Below are 18,287 nucleotides of genomic sequence, written 5' to 3' on the forward strand. Positions count from 1 at the left end.
CAGCCCACCACGGCCATACCCCCCGACGGTCCGACTGGTCGGGCCAACCCGAGCCACCTCGACCAGCCGGAAAACAACCTAAATCACCGGTATTGGCCCTAGGCCGGGCCCCGGGCGGGCCTGCGGGGTCTCACCAGCCGGCCGACGGGCCCGTCAGCTCGCGGACGGCGGGACGGGCCGCGTCCAGCACGGTCATGAACCAGGACGAGAACGGGTCCTTCGCGTGCCGCTCGGCCAGCTCGGCCGCCGTGACGAACGCGGTGTCGCCGACCTCCTCCGGGTCCGGCCGCGGCGCGGCCTGCACCAGGCCGACGAAGAGATGGTTGTACTCCTGCTCCACCAGGCCCGAGTCGGGGTCCGGGTGGTTGTAGCGGACCGTGCCGGCCTCCGCCATCAGCGAGGGCGAGACGCCGAGCTCCTCGAACGTGCGCCGGGCCGCGGCCGTGAAGGGGGCCTCCCCGGGGTAGGGGTGGCCGCAGCAGGTGTTGGACCAGACACCGGGGGAGTGGTACTTGCCGAGCGCCCGCTGCTGGAGCAGCAGCCGGCCCCGCTCGTCGAAGAGGAACACGGAGAACGCGCGATGCAGCTGCCCGGGCGGCTGATGGGCGGCGAGCTTCTCCGCGGTGCCGATCGTCACACCGTTCTCGTCGACCAGTTCCAGCAGAATCGCGTCAGCGGCGCCCTTCGACGGACTCTGCGTCGAGGTGGCAGGTGTGGTCTGCATACCCATCCTTCACATCGGTGTTGCGCCCCAAGTGTGCCGTACGAATCCGGCACTCCCGGCAAGTGATCGTGCCCGGCGCGGCGGGTGGGGAACCGCCCGCCGGGGCGCCGTGGCACGAGGACGCCGGGGGGACCACCGGATCGCTGTACCCACGTCCGTACGGGCGTCTTGTCCGACCGCACGCCTGTTCCTGCCGGGTCAGTGGCAGAGCCGGTTCTCGTGCGGCGCGTGACCGGCCGGCTCCAGCTGGAAGGTGCAGTGCTCCACGTCGAAGTGGTGGCCGAGGCAGCCCTGGAGTTCGTGCAGCACCTTCTCGTGGCCGATGGCGTTCAGGACGTCGGAGCGCACCACCACATGCGCGGACAGCACCGGCATCCCCGAGGTGATCGTCCACGCGTGCAGATCGTGGACGTTCTCGACGCCGTCCACGGCGAGGATGTGGGCCCGCACCGCGTCCATGTCGACCCCCTTCGGCGCCGACTCCAGCAGGACGTCGAGGGTCTCGCGCAGCAGCTTCAGGGTGCGCGGCACGATCATCATGCCGATGACCAGCGAGGCGATCGGGTCGGCGGCCTGCCAGCCGGTGCCGAGGATCACCGCGGCGGAGACGATCACCGTCAGCGAGCCGAGGGTGTCCGCCGCCACCTCCAGGAAGGCGCCGCGCACGTTCAGGCTCTCCTTCTGGCCCCGCATCAGCAGGGACAGCGAGACCAGGTTGGCGACCAGGCCGACCGCGCCGAACACGATCATCAGGCCGCCCTCGGTGTCCGCCGGCGTGAAGAACCGCTCGACGGCCTCGTACAGGACGTACCCGCCGACGCCGAGCAGCAGCAGACAGTTGGCGAGGGCGGCGAGGATCTCCGCGCGGGCGTAGCCGAAGGTGCGCGTCGTGCTCGCCGGACGGTTCGCGAAGTGGATCGCGAGCAGCGCCATCCCGAGGCCCACCGCGTCCGTCGCCATGTGTGCCGCGTCCGCGACCAGGGCCAGGGAGTCCGCCGCCACGCCGCCGACGATCTGCACCACCATGACGGCGAGCGTGATCGCCAGCGCGACCCGCAGCCGTCCCCGGTAGGCGGCGGCCGCCGTACCGGTCGGGGGCGCGTGCGCGTGCCCGTGATCGTGCCCAGCCCCCATGGGAAGCCGCCCTTCTGGTCGTACGACGATCGCAACCGTCCGTCCGGGATGACAGTCAACTACGGGCGGGGGGTATCCGGCAACGCGGCGTTGAATACCGTTGTCATGTGCCATGACCTGCGGAAACGTTCCCCAGGTCAGCGCCGCGCCCCCGGCCGGGGCCGCTCAGCCGCCGTGGTGGTGCCGCCAGCCGGCCCACGCCGACTCGACCATCTCGCGTACCCCGCGCCGGGCCGTCCACCCGAGCTCCCGGGCGGCCAGCTCGGCCGAGGCGACCGCGCGCGGGGCGTCCCCGGGCCGGCGCCCCTCCACCTCGGGAGGCCGCCGGTCGCCGGTCACCTCACCGATCACGCCGATCAGCTCGCGGACGGAGACCCCCGCACCGCTGCCGATGTTCAGCGTGAGGTCGCCGCCCGCGTCCGCCGCGGACAGGCGCCGGGCCGCCGCCAGATGCGCCTCGGCGAGGTCGGCCACATGGATGTAGTCACGGACGCAGGTGCCGTCCGGCGTCGGGTAGTCGTCGCCGAAGATCCGCGGGGCCTCGCCGCGGCTGAGCCGGTCGAAGACCATGGGCACGATGTTGAAGACGCCGGTGTCCGCGAGTTCCGGCGCCGCCGCGCCCGCCACGTTGAAGTAGCGCAGGCACGCCGTCGCGATGCCGTGCGCCTGCCCCGCCGCCCGCACCAGCCACTCCCCGGCCAGTTTGGTCTCGCCGTACGGGTTCACCGGGGCGCACGGGGTCCGCTCCGTGATGAGGTCCACATCCGGGTTGCCGTACACGGCGGCGGACGACGAGAACAGCAGGCGCCGGATCCCGGCCTCCGCGGCCGCGTCCAGGAGCGTGGCGAGACCGCCCACGTTCTCCCGGTAGTAGCGGGTGGGCTGCGCCACCGACTCCGCGACCTGCTTGCGGGCCGCGAGATGCACCACACCGGTCACCCCGTGCTCGGCGAAGACCCGCTTGAGCAGGTCGCCGTCCAGGGACGAGCCGCGTACCAGCGGCACCTCGGCCGGCAGCCGCGCCGGGTACCCGGCCGAGAGGTCGTCCAGGGCGAGGACCCGCTCCCCGGCGTCCGTCATAGCCCGCGCCACATGTGCTCCGATGTAGCCGGCCCCGCCTGTGATCAGCCATGTCATGGTTGCCCACCCTATGCCGACCCGCCGCGGCCTCCCGCAATGCCCCTGGTGCCCCGCTATGTCCGGGCGGGTTTGTGGGCGGCCCCCGCGATCCCCGATGATGATCGCGGCGCAGCACCGGGCGAACCACGTCGATCTTCACGCCGAACGGCCGGTGAACGTCGGCTTCCCGTCATCCGATAGCCTCTGCCGACACGCCGCCCGGACGCCACCGGCAAGGGGCGCCGCCACCATGCACATGACCGGCGCGAGCACGCCGGCACCCAGGGAGTGAGTTCGGTTGCCGACCGCCATCCTCACCGGTCAGCCGGTCCCCGGATCGTCGATCGAGGGCGATCTGCGGTCCCTCGGCTACGACGTCCGGATCGCCTCGGACCCGGCCGACGCCGAGACCCTTCTCGCCCAGGTCCCCGGTGACCAGCGCGTCGCCCTGGTCGACGCCCGCTTCGTCGGGCATCCGCACGCCCTGCGTCTCGGCCTGACCGACCCCCGCTTCCCGCTCGCCGCGATCCCCGGCGCCGTCACCGCCCAGCCCGCGGGCCGGCAGGCGCTCACCCGCGCCGTGGCCCGCGAGACGTCCGCCGGCGGCGGCACGGCCGACGGGGGTGCCCCCGCGCGAGTGAAGTCGAGCGTCGTGGACGTCGACAGCCTCGCCGACCGCGTCGCCACCGCCCTCGCCACCGAGGGCACCGACGTCCACCGTCCCGAGCTCGGCAGCCTCGTCGCCGCGGTCCCGGCCGACCCGCAGGCCCGCAACGAGGCCCGGCAGTCCGTCGCCTCCGTCGACGACGAGGCCGTACGCCTGAAGTCGGCCGTCAAGGCCCGCGACGGCTTCTTCACCACGTACTGCATCAGCCCGTACTCCCGCTACATCGCCCGCTGGTGCGCCCGCCGGGGTCTGACCCCGAACCAGGTCACCACCGCCTCGCTGATCACCGCCCTCATCGCGGCGGCCTGCGCGGCGACCGGCACCCGGGGCGGCTTCGTCGCGGCGGGCGTCCTGCTGATCGCGTCCTTCGTCCTGGACTGCACCGACGGCCAGCTCGCCCGCTACTCCCTGCAGTACTCCACGCTCGGCGCCTGGCTGGACGCCACCTTCGACCGGGCCAAGGAGTACGCCTACTACGCAGGTCTCGCCCTCGGCGCGGCCCGCGGCGGCGACGACGTATGGGCGCTCGCGCTCGGCGCGATGATCCTGCAGACCTGCCGGCACGTCGTCGACTTCTCCTTCAACGAGGCCAATCACGACGCCACCGCCAACACCAGCCCCACCGCCGCCCTCTCCGACAAGCTGGACAGCGTCGGCTGGACGGTGTGGGTCCGCCGGATGATCGTGCTGCCGATCGGTGAGCGCTGGGCGATGATCGCGATCCTGACGGCGGCCACGACGCCCCGGATCACCTTCTACGCACTGCTCATCGGGTGCGCGTTCGCGGCGACGTACACGACGGCGGGGCGGGTGCTGCGGTCGCTGACGCGCAGGGCCAGCCGGACGGACCGGGCGGCCCAGGCGCTGGCCGACCTCGCGGACAGCGGACCGCTCGCCGAGCTGATCGCCCGCCGCCTGCCGGGCCGGGTGCGCAGGACCGCGCCGCTCAGCGCCGCCGCCGGCGCGATCGCCGTGGTGCTGGCGGCCTGGCTCTGGGGTCCCGCCTGGCAGGTGGCCCTGCTCGCGGGGCTCTACGTCCTGCTGTCGGCCGAAGCCGTCTCGCACCCCCTCAAGGGCGCCCTCGACTGGCTGATCCCCCCGTTCTTCCGGGCGGCCGAGTACTGCACCGTCCTGGTCCTGGCAGCCAAAGCGGACGTGAACGGAGCCCTTCCTGCGGCTTTCGGCCTGGTGGCGGCCGTCGCCTACCATCACTACGACACGGTGTACCGCATCCGCGGTGGCGCCGGCGCGCCCCCCGTCTGGCTGGTGCGCACCATCGGGGGGCACGAAGGACGGACCCTGCTCGTCACCCTCCTCGCCGCGGTGCTCACCGCGTCGCAGTTCACGGTCGCGCTCACGGCCCTCGCCGTGGCCGTGGCCCTGGTGGTGCTCATCGAGAGCATCCGCTTCTGGGTGACCGCCCACAAGGGCGGCGCACCCGCCGTACACGATGAAGGAGAACCCGCATGATCGGCCTCGTGCTGGCGGCCGGCGCCGGACGGCGTCTGCGCCCCTACACCGACAGCCTCCCGAAGGCTCTGGTGCCGGTGGGCCCCGCGGGCATAGAGGGCGAACCGACGGTTCTCAACCTCACCCTCGGCAACTTCGCCGAGATCGGCCTCACCGAGGTCGCGATCATCGTCGGCTACCGCAAGGAGGCCGTGTACGAGCGCAAGGCGGCGCTGGAGGCGAAGTACGGCCTCAAGCTCACCCTCATCGACAACGACAAGGCCGAGGAGTGGAACAACGCCTACTCCCTGTGGTGCGGCCGTGACGCCCTCAAGGACGGCGTGATCCTCGCCAACGGCGACACCGTGCACCCGGTCTCCGTCGAGAAGACGCTGCTCGCCGCCCGCGGCGAGGGCAAGAAGATCATCCTCGCCCTGGACACCGTGAAGTCCCTGGCCGACGAGGAGATGAAGGTCGTCGTCGACCCCGCCAAGGGGATGACGAAGATCACCAAGCTGATGGACCCCGCCGAGGCCACCGGCGAGTACATCGGCGTCACCCTCATCGAGGGCGACGCCGCCCCCGAGCTGGCCGACGCTCTGAAGACGGTCTGGGAGACCGACCCGCAGCAGTTCTACGAGCACGGCTACCAGGAGCTCGTGAACCGCGGCTTCCGTATCGACGTGGCACCGATCGGCGACGTCAAGTGGGTGGAGATCGACAACCACGACGACCTCGCCCGTGGACGGGAGATCGCGTGCCAGTACTGACCCGGCTCATCCCCTCGCCGGTCGTCGTGGACATCCGCCAGGGTGCCCTCGACGACCTGGCGAGTGTCCTCGCCGACGAGCGGATCTCCCACTCCGGCAAGCTCGCCGTCGCCGTCAGCAACGGCTCCGGCGCCCAGCTGCGGGAGCGGCTCACCCCCGCGCTGCCCGGCGCCTCCTGGTACGAGGTCGGCGGCGGCACCCTGGACGACGCGGTCCGGCTGGCCGGCGACATAAAGGCCGGCCACTACGACGCCGTCGTCGGGCTCGGCGGCGGCAAGATCATCGACTGCGCCAAGTTCGCGGCGGCCCGCGTGGGCCTGCCCCTGGTCGCCGTCCCGACGAACCTCGCGCACGACGGGCTGTGCTCGCCGGTCGCCACGCTCGACAACGACGCCGGCCGCGGCTCCTACGGCGTGCCGAACCCGATCGCCGTCGTCATCGACCTCGACGTCATCCACCAGGCCCCGGCCCGCTTCGTGCGCGCCGGCATCGGGGACGCGATCTCCAACGTCTCCGCCATCGCCGACTGGGAGCTCGCCCACCGCGTCAAGGGCGAGAAGATCGACGGCCTCGCCGCCGCGATCGCCCGCCAGGCCGGCGAGGCCGTCCTGCGGCACCCCGGCGGCATAGGGGACACCGGCTTCCTCCAGGTGCTGGCCGAGGCGCTGGTGCTCAGCGGTATCGCCATGTCGGTGTCGGGCGACTCCCGTCCCTCCTCCGGCGCGTGCCACGAGATCAACCACGCCTTCGACCTGCTGTTCCCGAAGCGCGCCGCCGCCCATGGCGAGCAGTGCGGACTGGGCGCGGCCTTCGCCATGTACCTGCGCGGGGCGCACGACGAGTCGGCCTTCATGGCCGGGGTGCTGCGCCGGCACGGCCTGCCCGTGCTGCCGAGCGAGATCGGGTTCACGGACGACGAGTTCGTCCGCGCCGTGGAGTTCGCTCCGCAGACCCGGCCCGGCCGGTACACGATCCTCGAACACCTCGACCTGACAACCGACCAGATCAAGGACGTCTACGCCGACTATGTCAAGGCCATCGGTAGCTGAACTACGCCCCGTCGTCCACCCCGCGGGGGTGAAGGACCGGCGCAGCGGTGAGCACTGGATGGGACGCCTCTACATGCGAGAGGTGTCCCTGCGGGTCGACCGCTACCTGGTGAACACCAGGGTCACGCCCAACCAGCTCACGTACCTGATGACCGTCTTCGGTGTGCTCGCGGCCCCGGCACTCCTCGTGCCGGGGATCCCGGGCGCCGTGCTGGGCGTCGTGTGCGTCCAGATGTACCTGCTGCTCGACTGCGTCGACGGCGAGATCGCGCGCTGGCGCAAGCAGTACTCCCTCAGCGGCGTCTACCTCGACCGGGTCGGTGCCTACCTCACCGACGCCGCGGTGCTGACCGGCTTCGGGCTGCGCGCCGCCGACCTGTGGGGCGGCGGCCGGATCGACTGGCTGTGGGCCTTCCTCGGCACGCTGGCCGCGCTCGGCGCCGTCCTGATCAAGGCCGAGACCGACCTCGTCGGCGTCGCCCGCCACCAGACCGGCAAGGAGCCGGTCAAGGAGGCCGCCGCCGAGATGCGCTCCTCGGGCATGGCGCTGGCCCGCCGGGCCGCCGCCGCCCTGAAGTTCCACCGGCTGATCCTCGGCATCGAGGCGTCGCTGCTCATCCTGGTCCTCGCGATCGCCGACCAGATCCGCGGCGACCTGTTCTTCTCCCGGCTCGGCGTCGCCGTGCTCGCCGGCATCGCCCTCGTGCAGACCGTGCTGCACCTGGTGTCCATCCTCGCTTCGAGCAGGCTGAAGTGAGCGGCATGAAGGTCGGCGCGGTCGTCATCACGATGGGCAACCGCCCCGAGGAGCTGCGCGCCCTGCTCGACTCGGTCGCCCAGCAGGACGGCGACCCGGTCCAGGTCGTCGTGGTCGGCAACGGCTCACCCGTCCCGGACGTCCCCGAGGGCGTGCGCACCATCGAGCTGCCCGAGAACCTCGGCATCCCCGGCGGCCGCAACGTCGGCATCGAGGCCTTCGGCCCGAGCGGCCGGGACGTCGACGTCCTGCTCTTCCTCGACGACGACGGCCTGCTGGCCCGGCACGACACCGCCGAGCTGTGCCGCCAGGCCTTCGACGCCGACCCGCGGCTCGGCATCATCAGCTTCCGCATCGCCGACCCCGAGACGGGGGTCACCCAGCGCCGCCACGTCCCGCGGCTGCGCGCCGCCGACCCGATGCGCTCCTCGCGGGTCACCACCTTCCTCGGCGGCGCCAACGCCGTGCGCACCCAGGTCCTCGCGGAAGTCGGTGGCCTGCCGGACGCATTCTTCTACGCGCACGAGGAAACCGATCTGGCATGGAGGGCCCTCGACGCGGGCTGGATGATCGACTACCGGTCCGACATGGTGCTGTACCACCCCACGACCGCGCCCTCGCGGCACGCGGTCTACCACCGCATGGTCGCCCGCAACCGGGTCTGGCTCGCCCGCCGCAACCTGCCCGCGTCGCTGGTCCCCGTCTATCTCGGCGTGTGGCTGCTGCTCACCCTTCTCCGGCGCCCCTCGGCGCCGGCGCTGAAGGCATGGTTCGGGGGCTTCCGGGAAGGCTGGACGACTTCGTGCGGTCCCCGCCGTCCCATGAAGTGGCGTACGGTGTGGCGGCTGACCCGACTGGGCCGGCCCCCTGTCATCTGACAGGCTCGGCCCTGAGGAGCACCGGCCCGCACCCCGGCCGCAGGTACATGCCAGACCCGCACAGGCTGCGCATCCCGATGACGAAAGTTTCAACTGGTGAGTGAGACAACGCACGACGGCCCGGTCGCGGTGAGCGCGCCGCCGTCGCCCGACGAGGGACTCACGGCGGCCGAGCTGGCCGCCAAGTACGGGCTGTCCGTGAGCGGCGCCCGGCCCTCGCTGTTCGAGTACGTCCGCCAGCTCCGGGACCGGCGGCACTTCATCCTCGCGTTCTCGCGGGCGAAGCTGACCGCCCAGTACAGCCAGGCCAAGCTCGGGCAGCTCTGGCAGGTGGCCACCCCGCTGCTGAACGCCGCCGTGTACTTCCTCATCTTCGGTCTGATCCTGCAGGCCGACCGGGGCATGTCCCGCGAGGTGTACGTGCCGTTCCTGGTCACGGGTGTCTTCGTGTTCACCTTCACCCAGAGCTCGGTGATGGCGGGGGTCCGGGCGATCTCCGGCAACCTCGGGCTGGTGCGCGCGCTGCACTTCCCGCGGGCCTCGCTGCCCATCTCCTTCGCGCTCCAGCAGCTCCAGCAGCTGCTGTTCTCGATGGTCGTGCTGTTCGTCGTGGCGGTGGCCTTCGGCAGCTACCCCTCGCTGTCCTGGCTCTTGATCGTCCCGGTGTTGGTGCTCCAGTTCTTCTTCAACACCGGCCTCGCGATGATCATGGCGAGGGCCGGTGCCAAGACCCCGGACCTCGCCCAGCTGATGCCGTTCGTGATGCGCACCTGGATGTACGCGTCCGGCGTGATGTTCTCCATCCCGATCATGCTGGAGGGCAAGCCGGAGTGGATCGCCACGGTCCTGCAGTGGAACCCGGCCGCGATCTACATGGACCTGATGCGCTTCGCCCTGATCGACGGCTACGGCTCCTCCAACCTGCCGGACCACGTGTGGATGGTCGCGCTCGGCTGGGCCGTGCTGTTGGCCGTCGGCGGCTTCGTGTACTTCTGGAAGGCGGAGGAGAGGTACGGCCGTGGCTGAGCAGAAGCCGGGGGAGCGCCTCCCCACCGTCATCGCCGACGAGCTGCACATCGTGTACCGCGTCAACGGCGCCAAGTCCGGCAAGGGCAGCGCCACCGCGGCCCTGAGCCGCATCCTCAAGCGCGGCGAGGAGCGCGGGGTGCGCAAGGTGCACGCCGTGCGCGGTGTCTCCTTCGTCGCCTACCGGGGCGAGGCCATCGGCCTCATCGGCTCCAACGGCTCCGGCAAGTCCACCCTGCTGCGGGCCATCGCCGGGCTGCTCCCGGCCGAGAAGGGCAAGGTCTACACCGACGGGCAGCCCTCGCTGCTCGGTGTGAACGCCGCCCTGATGAACGACCTCACCGGCGAGCGCAACGTCATATTGGGTGGGCTCGCCATGGGTATGACCCGCGAGCAGATCAAGGCGCGCTACCAGGACATCGTCGACTTCTCCGGCATCAACGAGAAGGGCGACTTCATCACCCTGCCGATGCGCACCTACTCGTCCGGCATGGCCGCCCGGCTGCGGTTCTCCATCGCCGCCGCCAAGGACCACGACGTCCTCATGATCGACGAGGCGCTGGCCACCGGCGACCGCAAGTTCCAGAAGCGCTCCGAGAACCGCATCCGCGAGCTGCGCAAGGAGGCCGGCACGGTCTTCCTCGTCAGCCACAACAACAAGTCGATCCGCGACACCTGCAACCGCGTCCTGTGGCTGGAACGCGGCGAGCTCCGGATGGACGGACCGACGGACGAGGTCCTCAAGGAGTACGAGAAGTTCACGGGCAAGTAGTCCACCCCGTGGTGGGCCGTGTGGCCCAGAACGCTTCGCAGGGCCCCGCCGGAACTGCTCCGGCGGGGCCCCGCGTCTGCAAAGGAAACGTCAACTCCGCCTGGTGCGAGGAATCTTGGCGCCAATCGGTGTGTTCTTGTGATGTGCGGGACACCCCCAGGAGCCGTGCAGGGTTGTACAACGTAAGCTGTACCGGTACCGAAACACGCAAGTGGGGCGATAAGACGTGATGTCTGCCTCCGGGCCCCGGCGCGGAGGCCCGGGCGGCGTGTCCGAAATAGTGCGCATCGGGTCTGCGGTGTAGAACGGGAGATGTGACGGCAATGGCTACGGAAACTCCCCAGGTCCACGCAGCGTGCGCCGTCTTCACGCCGGGCAGTCCACGGTGACGGGTGCCGACGCGCTCACCGCCGATCCGGAGCGCGCCACCCTCGACAAGGCCGCCGCGGAGAACTTCCCCGTGGCGCCGTTCTTCCTGCCCAGGGCCTGGCGCACCGACCTCATGGCCGTCTACGGCTTCGCCCGCCTCGTCGACGACATCGGCGACGGCGACCTCGCGCCCGGCGGCGCCGACGCCCGCCTGCTCGGCGTGTCCGCCGCGGACGCCGACGACCGCCTCGTCCTGCTGGACGCCCTCGAGGCCGACCTGCGCCGCGTCTTCGACGGCACCCCGCGCCACCCCCTGCTGCGCCGCCTCCAGCCGACGGTCCGCCGCCGCTCGCTGACCCCCGAGCCCTTCCTCCGCCTGATCGCCGCCAACCGCCAGGACCAGCTCGTCGGCCGGTACGAGACCTACGACGACCTCCTTGCCTACTGCGAACTGTCCGCCAACCCCGTCGGCCGGCTCGTCCTCGCCGTCACGGGGACCACCACACCCGAGCGCGTCCGCCGCTCCGACGCGGTGTGCACCGCGCTGCAGATCGTCGAGCACCTCCAGGACGTCGCCGAGGACCTCGGGCGTGACCGGATCTATCTGCCCGCCGAGGACATGAAGCGCTTCCACGTCGGCGAAACCGACCTGGCGGCGAAAACAGCGGGCGCGTCGGTGCGCGCACTGGTTGCATACGAAGCCGAACGCGCCCGGAACCTCCTGAATGAAGGCACGCCCCTCGTGGGTAGCGTCCACGGCAGGCTCAAGCTGCTGCTGGCGGGTTTCGTGGCGGGGGGAAGGGCGGCCGTCGAAGCGATCGCCGCCGCCGAATACGACGTACTCACAGGCCCGCCCAAGGCCGGCAAGCTCCGGCTGCTGCGCGAGGTGGGCGGGACCCTGCGAGGAGAGGGGTGATCCGGACCGTGGAGTCTGCACCACACGTGTCCGCACCGGTACTCGCCGCCTACAGCTACTGCGAGACCGTCACCGGACGGCAGGCCCGGAACTTCGCCTACGGCATCCGGCTGCTCCCCACGCCCAAGCGCCGGGCGATGTCGGCGCTGTACGCGTTCTCGCGCCGGGTCGACGACATCGGCGACGGCGCCCTGCCCGGCGACGTCAAGGCCGCCCGGCTCGAGGACACCCGGAAGGCGCTGACCCGGATCCGCGAGGGCGAGATCGACGAGGACGACACCGACCCCGTCGCCGTCGCGCTCGCGCACGCCGCCGCCACCTTCCCGATCCCGCTCGGCGGCCTGGACGAGCTGATCGACGGCGTGCTCATGGACGTCCGGGGCGCGGCCTACGAGACCTGGGACGACCTCAAGGTCTACTGCCGCTGCGTCGCGGGCGCCATCGGCCGCCTCTCCCTCGGTGTCTTCGGCACCGAACCGCACGCGCGCGGCGCCGAACGAGCCTCCGAGTACGCCGACACCCTGGGCCTGGCCCTCCAGCTCACCAACATCCTGCGCGACGTCCGCGAGGACGGCGAGGGCGGCCGTACCTATCTGCCCTCGGACGACCTCGCCAAGTTCGGCTGCTCGGCCGGCTTCCACGGGCGCACCCCGCCGGAGGGCTCCGACTTCGCCGGCCTCGTGCACTTCGAGGTGCGCCGGGCCCGCGCCCTGTTCGCCGAGGGGTACCGGCTGCTCCCCATGCTCGACCGGCGCAGCGGCGCCTGCGTCGCCGCGATGGCCGGCATCTACCGCCGCCTCCTGGACCGCATCGAACGCGACCCGGAGGCCGTCCTGCGCGGCCGCGTCTCCCTGCCCGGCCGGGAGAAGGCCTACGTGGCCGTCCGCGGCCTGTCCGGCCTCGACTCCCGGCACGTGACCCGGCGAGCGGTCAGGAGGCGTGTCTGATGGACCACACACTGGGAGGAGAGAGCCTGGGTCGTGTCCGCAGAGTCCCGCCCGCCGTCCGGCGTCCGGCAGGTTCCCCCGAGCGCTTCGAGCAGGGGGAACCCCCACTCGCCGCACCGGACGGAAGCCCACGTGCCACCGGTACGTGGGCTTCCGTCCGGCATGCCGGGAGCACGCGCCGGACCCCGCTCGGCCCGCCCTCCGGGCGGACGACGCGACTTCGCGGACCCGACGGAGGCGGAAAACGGCGGGCAACCCTCCGCGGCCGTACCGCGTCCCTGACCACGACGACCGACCGAACGGCGTCCGGGCGCACGCACGGCGGTCGCACGGGGGAGGGCGCGCGATGACCGACGGCACACGGTCCGAGGGACCGCTCGCCGGCACCCCGGACCGCTTCGGACGGGACGCCGTCGTCGTCGGCGGCGGGCTCGCCGGCGTCACCGCCGCGCTCGCGCTCGCCGACGCCGGAGTGCGCGTCACCCTGCTGGAGGGCCGGCCCCGGCTCGGCGGCCTCGCCTTCTCCTTCCGGCGCGGCGACCTGACCGTCGACAACGGACAGCACGTCTACCTGCGCTGCTGCACCGCCTACCGCTGGTTCCTCGACCGGATCGACGGGGCCGCGCTCGCTCCCCTGCAGGAACGTCTCGACGTGCCCGTCGTCGACCTCGGCAAACCCGAGGGACGGCGGCTCGGCCGGCTGCGTCGCGACCCGCTCCCCGTCCCCCTGCACCTCGGCCGCAGCCTGGCCGCCTATCCGCACCTGTCGCTCGCCGAGCGGGCCAGGGTCGGACGCGCCGCGCTCGCGCTCAAGGGCCTCGACCCGGCCGACCCGGACCTCGACGGCCAGGACTTCGGCAGCTGGCTGGCCGCGCACGGCCAGTCCCCGCGCGCCGTCGAGGCCCTGTGGGACCTGGTCGGCGTCGCCACCCTCAACGCCGTCGCGGGCGACGCCTCGCTGGGGCTCGCCGCCATGGTGTTCAAGACCGGCCTGCTGTCCGAACCGGGCGCCGCCGACATCGGCTGGTCCCGCGTCCCGCTGGGCGACCTGCACGACGGGCTGGCCCGCAAGGCCCTCGACTCCGCGGGCGTGCGCACCGAGCTGCGCACCCGCGCCACCGCCCTCTCCCGGGACGCCGACGGACGCTGGAGCGTCCAGGTGCCCGGCGAGACGCTCCACGCGGACGCCGTCGTCCTCGCCGTGCCCCAGCGCGAGGCCCACGGCCTGCTGCCCGACGGCGCCCTCGACGCCCCCGAACGGCTGCTGCGCATCGGCACCGCGCCGATCCTCAACGTCCACGTCGTCTACGACCGCAAGGTCCTCGCCGCCCCCTTCCTGACGGCCCTCGGCACCCCGCTGCAGTGGGTCTTCGACCGCACCGAGGCGGCCGGACTCACCGAGGGCCAGTACCTCGCGGTGTCCCAGTCGGCCGCGCAGGACGAGATCGACGCACCCGTGGCCACCCTGCGCGAGCGGTACCTGCCCGAACTGGAGCGGCTGCTGCCGCGCGCCCTGGACGCCCGTGTGAAGGACTTCTTCGTCACCCGCGAACGCACCGCGACGTTCGCCCCGACCCCCGGCGTCGGGCGGCTGCGGCCCGGCGCCCGCACCAAGGCACCCGGCCTGTACCTGGCCGGAGCGTGGACCGCCACCGGGTGGCCCGCGACCATGGAGAGTGCGGTCCGCAGCGGCGTCGGAGCGGCCGAGGCCGCCCTCGGCGCCCTCGGCCGGCCCCGCCCCGGCCACCTCTTCGCCATCGAGGAGGCGGCCTGATGCTGAACGAGCACGCGGCGGCAGGCTCCCGCACCCCCGGTACCGCAACAAGAGGAGAGACCGTGCCCACTGTGCCCCCGGCCGAGATGGCCGCTCGAGAGACCGCGGTCGACGTGACCGCGCTCCTGGAGCGCGGGAGGACCCTGGCCACACCGGTACTGCGGACGGCGATCGACCGCCTGGCCCCTCCCATGGACACCGTCTCCGCCTACCACTTCGGCTGGATCGACGCCCACGGCAACCCCACGGCCGGCGACGGCGGCAAGGCCGTACGCCCCGCCCTCGCGGTGCTCTCCGCCGAGGTCACCGGCGCCGCCCCCGAGGCCGGCATCCCCGGGGCCGTCGCCGTCGAACTGGTCCACAACTTCTCCCTGCTGCACGACGACCTGATGGACGGCGACGAGCAGCGCCGGCACCGCGACACCGTCTGGAAGGTGCACGGCCCCGCCCAGGCCATCCTCGTCGGCGACGCCCTGTTCGCCCTCGCCAACGAGGTCCTGCTCGAACTCGGCACCGTCGAGGCCGGCCGCGCCGCCCGCCGGCTCACCACCGCCACCCGCGCCCTGATCGACGGTCAGGCGCAGGACATCTCCTACGAGCACCGCGACCGCGTCAGCGTCGAGGAGTGCCTGGAGATGGAGGGCAACAAGACCGGCGCCCTGCTGGCCTGTGCCTCCTCCATCGGCGCGGTTCTCGGCGGCGCGGACGAGCGGACCGCAGACACCCTGGAGAAGTACGGCTACCACCTCGGCCTCGCCTTCCAGGCCGTCGACGACCTGCTCGGCATCTGGGGCGACCCGGACGCCACCGGGAAGCAGACCTGGAGCGACCTGCGCCAGCGCAAGAAGTCCCTGCCGGTCGTCGCCGCGCTCGCCGCGGGCGGCAGCGCCTCGGACCGGCTCGGCGAGATGCTCGCCGCCGACGCCAAGAGCAGCGACGTCGAGAACTTCTCCGAGGAGGAGTTCGCGGCCCGCGCCGCCCTCATCGAGGAGGCGGGCGGCCGCGAGTGGACGGCCGGGGAGGCACGCCGCCAGCACACCATCGCCGTCGAGGCCCTCGACGCCGTCGACATGCCCGAGCACGTCCGGGCGCAGTTCACGGCGCTCGCCGACTTCGTGGTCGTCCGCAAGAGATGAACACCACCGGGGGAAGAGAGATGATCGGTATCGGTCGAATAGTCCTCGCGTAGTCGCCGGCCGGTGGTGCTGGACGCAGCGCCCCGGCCGACGGCGGACCCACAGCAGACGCACCGCTTGCAGCACTGCACGAAGGGGAAGCCATGACAGCGACGACCGACGGAAGCACCGGGGCCCTGCCGCCCCGGGCCGCCGGGGCCAGTGACATCCACAGCGAGACCCCCCTGGCGGCCGGGGCGCACGAGGCCGCCGAACGCGCCGTCCGGCGCGCCACCGACTTCCTCCTGGCCCGACAGGACCCCGAGGGCTGGTGGAAGGGCGACCTCGAGACGAACGTCACCATGGACGCCGAGGACCTCCTGCTGCGTCAGTTCCTCGGCATCCGGGACGAGGCGACCACCCGAGCCGCGGCGCTCTTCGTCCGCGGCGAGCAGCGCGACGACGGGACCTGGGCCACCTTCTACGGCGGTCCGGGCGAACTGTCCACCACCATCGAGGCGTACGTCGCCCTGCGGCTGGCCGGCGACGCGCCCGACGCCCCGCACATGGCGAAGGCCTCCGCCTGGATCCGGGCACAGGGGGGCATCGTCGAGTCCCGGGTGTTCACCCGTATCTGGCTGGCCCTGTTCGGCTGGTGGAAGTGGGAGGACCTGCCCGAACTCCCGCCGGAGCTCATCTACTTCCCCACCTGGGTGCCGCTCAACATCTACGACTTCGGCTGCTGGGCCCGGCAGACCATCGTCCCGCTGACGATCGTCTCCGCGAAGCGCCCGGTGCGCCCCGCGCCCTTCCCGCTCGATGAGCTGCACACCGACCCGGAGCACCCCAACCCGCCCAAGCCGTACGCCCCGGTGGCGAGTTGGGACGGCGCCTTCCAGCGGCTGGACAAGGTCCTGCACAAGCTGCGCAAGGTCGCGCCGCGCGGACTGCGCAAGGCGGCCATGAACAGCGCCGCCCGCTGGATCATCGAACGCCAGGAGAACGACGGCTGCTGGGGTGGCATCCAGCCCCCGGCGGTGTACTCGATCATCGCGCTGCACCTGCTCGGCTACGACCTCCAGCACCCGGTGATGCGCGAGGGACTGGCGTCCCTGGACCGCTTCGCCGTGTGGCGCGAGGACGGCGCCCGGATGATCGAGGCGTGCCAGTCACCGGTGTGGGACACCTGTCTGGCCACCATCGCGCTGGCGGACGCGGGCCTGCCCGCCGACCACCCGCAACTCGTCAAGGCCGCCGACTGGATGCTGGGCGAGGAGATCGTCCGGCCCGGCGACTGGGCGGTCCGGCGGCCCCAACTGCCGCCCGGCGGCTGGGCCTTCGAGTTCCACAACGACAACTATCCCGACATCGACGACACCGCCGAGGTGGTCCTCGCGCTGCGCAGGGTCCGCCACCACGACCCCGAGCGGATGGAACACGCGATCGGCCGCGGGGTGCGCTGGAACCTCGGCATGCAGTCCCGCGACGGGGCCTGGGGCGCCTTCGACGTCGACAACACCAGCCCCTTCCCGAACCGGCTGCCGTTCTGCGACTTCGGCGAGGTCATCGACCCCCCGTCGGCGGACGTCACGGCGCACGTCGTCGAGATGCTCGCCGTCGAGGGGCTCGCCCACGACCCGCGCACCCGGCGCGGCATCGCGTGGCTGCTCGCCGAACAGGAGCCGAACGGCTCGTGGTTCGGGCGCTGGGGCGTCAACTACCTCTACGGCACCGGGTCCGTCGTCCCGGCCCTGGCGGCCGCCGGCTTCCCCGGCTCCCACCCGGCGATCCGCCGGGCCGTCGCCTGGCTGGAGTCCGTCCAGAACGAGGACGGCGGCTGGGGCGAGGACCTGCGCTCCTACAAGTACGTCAAGGAGTGGAGCGGCAAGGGTGCCTCGACGGCGTCGCAGACGGCCTGGGCGCTGATGGCGCTCCTGGCGGCGGGGGAGAAGAACTCCAAGGCCGTCGAGCGCGGCATCGAGTGGCTCGCCGCCACCCAGCGGCCGGACGGCTCCTGGGACGAGCCGTACTTCACCGGCACCGGCTTCCCCTGGGACTTCTCGATCAACTACCACCTCTACCGGCAGGTCTTCCCGCTGACCGCGCTCGGCCGGTACCTGCACGGCGAACCCTTCGCCGGCAAGGCGACCGCCCCCGCGGCCGACGCCGAGGGGAGCGGATGACCTCACAGCCCGCCCCGGTCCCGCTGCTGATCGCCTGCGCGCTCGGCATCGAGCAGATCGCCCTGCGCACCGGCGACCGGGGCGGGGCCGGCGGGCCGGTCACCGTGCTGCGCACCGGCATGGGCCCCCGATCGGCCGAGCGCTCGGTGACTCGTCTGCTGGCCGGTCCGGCGCTGGCCGGGGCCGCCGTCCTCGCCACCGGCTTCTGCGCGGGCCTCGCCCCCGGGATGCACCCCGGCGACCTCGTGGTCGCCGAGGAGACCAGGGATCCGGCGGGAACCGTTCCGTGCACGGGGACCGACCTACTGGTCAAAGCACTCACGCGGTCCGTCCCGGGCCGCACCGTCCACACCGGACCGCTCACCGGCTCGGACCACGTGGTCCGCGGTCAGGAACGGTCCGATCTGCTCACGACCGGCGCGATCGCGGTCGACATGGAGTCCGCGGCCACGCTCCTGAGCGCCGTACACATGGGCGAGCGCCCGGTTGCGGCCGTCCGGGTGGTCGTGGACGCTCCAGAACATGAACTCGTCCGGATCGGCACATTGCGCGGTGGAATATCTGCCTTCCGCGTTCTTCGTTCCGTTCTGCCCGCTTTCTATGAATGGCACCGTTCCTTGCTGCTCCCCAGGAGGTGA

Annotated in this window: 17 protein-coding genes; 14 read left to right on the plus strand and 3 right to left on the minus strand. The window is 72.2% G+C overall.

Annotated elements, in window-relative coordinates; translation table 11 throughout:
• Window positions 1-130: 130 nt before the first annotated feature.
• The 3 genes from idi to galE all read right to left on the minus strand — a co-directional run bounded on the left by idi (window position 131) and on the right by galE (window position 2,995).
• Window positions 131-724, minus strand: a complete 594-nt coding sequence (gene idi, locus ACFRAC_RS33240) for an isopentenyl-diphosphate Delta-isomerase (RefSeq protein WP_382937621.1) — start codon at window positions 722-724, stop codon at window positions 131-133.
• Between the two features lie 198 nt (window positions 725-922).
• A complete protein-coding gene (locus tag ACFRAC_RS33245) occupies window positions 923-1,858 on the minus strand; it encodes a cation diffusion facilitator family transporter (RefSeq protein WP_382937626.1) in 936 nt (311 codons plus the stop codon).
• Between the two features lie 165 nt (window positions 1,859-2,023).
• Window positions 2,024-2,995, minus strand: coding sequence for a UDP-glucose 4-epimerase GalE (gene galE / locus ACFRAC_RS33250; RefSeq protein ID WP_382937630.1), 972 nt, complete (start codon window positions 2,993-2,995; stop codon window positions 2,024-2,026).
• A 280-nt stretch (window positions 2,996-3,275) separates the two neighbouring features.
• Here galE and ACFRAC_RS33255 point away from each other — a divergent pair, with 280 nt between their 5' ends.
• The 14 genes from ACFRAC_RS33255 to ACFRAC_RS33320 all read left to right on the plus strand — a co-directional run bounded on the left by ACFRAC_RS33255 (window position 3,276) and on the right by ACFRAC_RS33320 (window position 18,287).
• On the plus strand, window positions 3,276-5,114 hold the full coding sequence (locus ACFRAC_RS33255) for a DUF5941 domain-containing protein (RefSeq protein ID WP_382937633.1): 1,839 nt from the start codon (window positions 3,276-3,278) through the stop codon (window positions 5,112-5,114).
• Window positions 5,111-5,863, plus strand: coding sequence for a sugar phosphate nucleotidyltransferase (locus ACFRAC_RS33260; protein WP_382937636.1), 753 nt, complete (start codon window positions 5,111-5,113; stop codon window positions 5,861-5,863). Before ACFRAC_RS33255 ends, ACFRAC_RS33260 begins: the two co-directional genes overlap by 4 nt.
• Complete coding sequence (locus ACFRAC_RS33265) at window positions 5,851-6,912, plus strand: iron-containing alcohol dehydrogenase family protein (protein WP_382937638.1); 1,062 nt, start codon at window positions 5,851-5,853, stop codon at window positions 6,910-6,912. The genes ACFRAC_RS33260 and ACFRAC_RS33265 overlap by 13 nt, the downstream gene beginning before the upstream one ends.
• The gene (locus ACFRAC_RS33270; protein ID WP_382937641.1) at window positions 6,890-7,669 is read left to right on the plus strand and encodes a CDP-alcohol phosphatidyltransferase family protein; all 780 of its coding nucleotides are present in this window, start codon (window positions 6,890-6,892) and stop codon (window positions 7,667-7,669) included. Before ACFRAC_RS33265 ends, ACFRAC_RS33270 begins: the two co-directional genes overlap by 23 nt.
• 5 nt (window positions 7,670-7,674) lie before the next feature.
• Window positions 7,675-8,547: a glycosyltransferase family 2 protein gene (locus ACFRAC_RS33275; protein ID WP_382937756.1), complete on the plus strand. Its 873-nt coding sequence runs from the start codon at window positions 7,675-7,677 to the stop codon at window positions 8,545-8,547.
• A gap of 96 nt (window positions 8,548-8,643) precedes the next feature.
• A complete protein-coding gene (locus ACFRAC_RS33280; RefSeq protein WP_382937643.1) occupies window positions 8,644-9,573 on the plus strand; it encodes an ABC transporter permease in 930 nt (309 codons plus the stop codon).
• A complete protein-coding gene (locus tag ACFRAC_RS33285; RefSeq protein ID WP_382937646.1) occupies window positions 9,566-10,345 on the plus strand; it encodes an ABC transporter ATP-binding protein in 780 nt (259 codons plus the stop codon). The genes ACFRAC_RS33280 and ACFRAC_RS33285 overlap by 8 nt, the downstream gene beginning before the upstream one ends.
• A 355-nt stretch (window positions 10,346-10,700) precedes the next feature.
• Window positions 10,701-11,630, plus strand: coding sequence for a squalene synthase HpnC (gene hpnC, locus ACFRAC_RS33290; RefSeq protein ID WP_382937649.1), 930 nt, complete (start codon window positions 10,701-10,703; stop codon window positions 11,628-11,630).
• A complete protein-coding gene (hpnD, locus tag ACFRAC_RS33295; protein WP_382937654.1) occupies window positions 11,627-12,577 on the plus strand; it encodes a presqualene diphosphate synthase HpnD in 951 nt (316 codons plus the stop codon). The genes hpnC and hpnD overlap by 4 nt, the downstream gene beginning before the upstream one ends.
• Window positions 12,577-12,927 carry a DUF6380 family protein gene (locus ACFRAC_RS33300; protein ID WP_382937659.1) on the plus strand — a complete coding sequence of 117 codons (351 nt, stop codon included), beginning with the start codon at window positions 12,577-12,579 and terminating at the stop codon, window positions 12,925-12,927. Before hpnD ends, ACFRAC_RS33300 begins: the two co-directional genes overlap by 1 nt.
• Window positions 12,924-14,351, plus strand: coding sequence for a hydroxysqualene dehydroxylase HpnE (gene hpnE / locus ACFRAC_RS33305; RefSeq protein ID WP_382937665.1), 1,428 nt, complete (start codon window positions 12,924-12,926; stop codon window positions 14,349-14,351). Before ACFRAC_RS33300 ends, hpnE begins: the two co-directional genes overlap by 4 nt.
• Before the next feature lie 71 nt (window positions 14,352-14,422).
• The gene (locus tag ACFRAC_RS33310; RefSeq protein WP_382937760.1) at window positions 14,423-15,487 is read left to right on the plus strand and encodes a polyprenyl synthetase family protein; all 1,065 of its coding nucleotides are present in this window, start codon (window positions 14,423-14,425) and stop codon (window positions 15,485-15,487) included.
• A gap of 143 nt (window positions 15,488-15,630) precedes the next feature.
• Complete coding sequence (shc, locus tag ACFRAC_RS33315) at window positions 15,631-17,649, plus strand: squalene--hopene cyclase (protein WP_382937673.1); 2,019 nt, start codon at window positions 15,631-15,633, stop codon at window positions 17,647-17,649.
• Window positions 17,646-18,287, plus strand: a complete 642-nt coding sequence (locus ACFRAC_RS33320; RefSeq protein ID WP_382937674.1) for a 1-hydroxy-2-methyl-2-butenyl 4-diphosphate reductase — start codon at window positions 17,646-17,648, stop codon at window positions 18,285-18,287. The genes shc and ACFRAC_RS33320 overlap by 4 nt, the downstream gene beginning before the upstream one ends.

It is taken from the genome of Streptomyces sp. NPDC056628 (genome assembly GCF_042792555.1).
GTDB lineage: Bacteria > Actinomycetota > Actinomycetes > Streptomycetales > Streptomycetaceae > Streptomyces.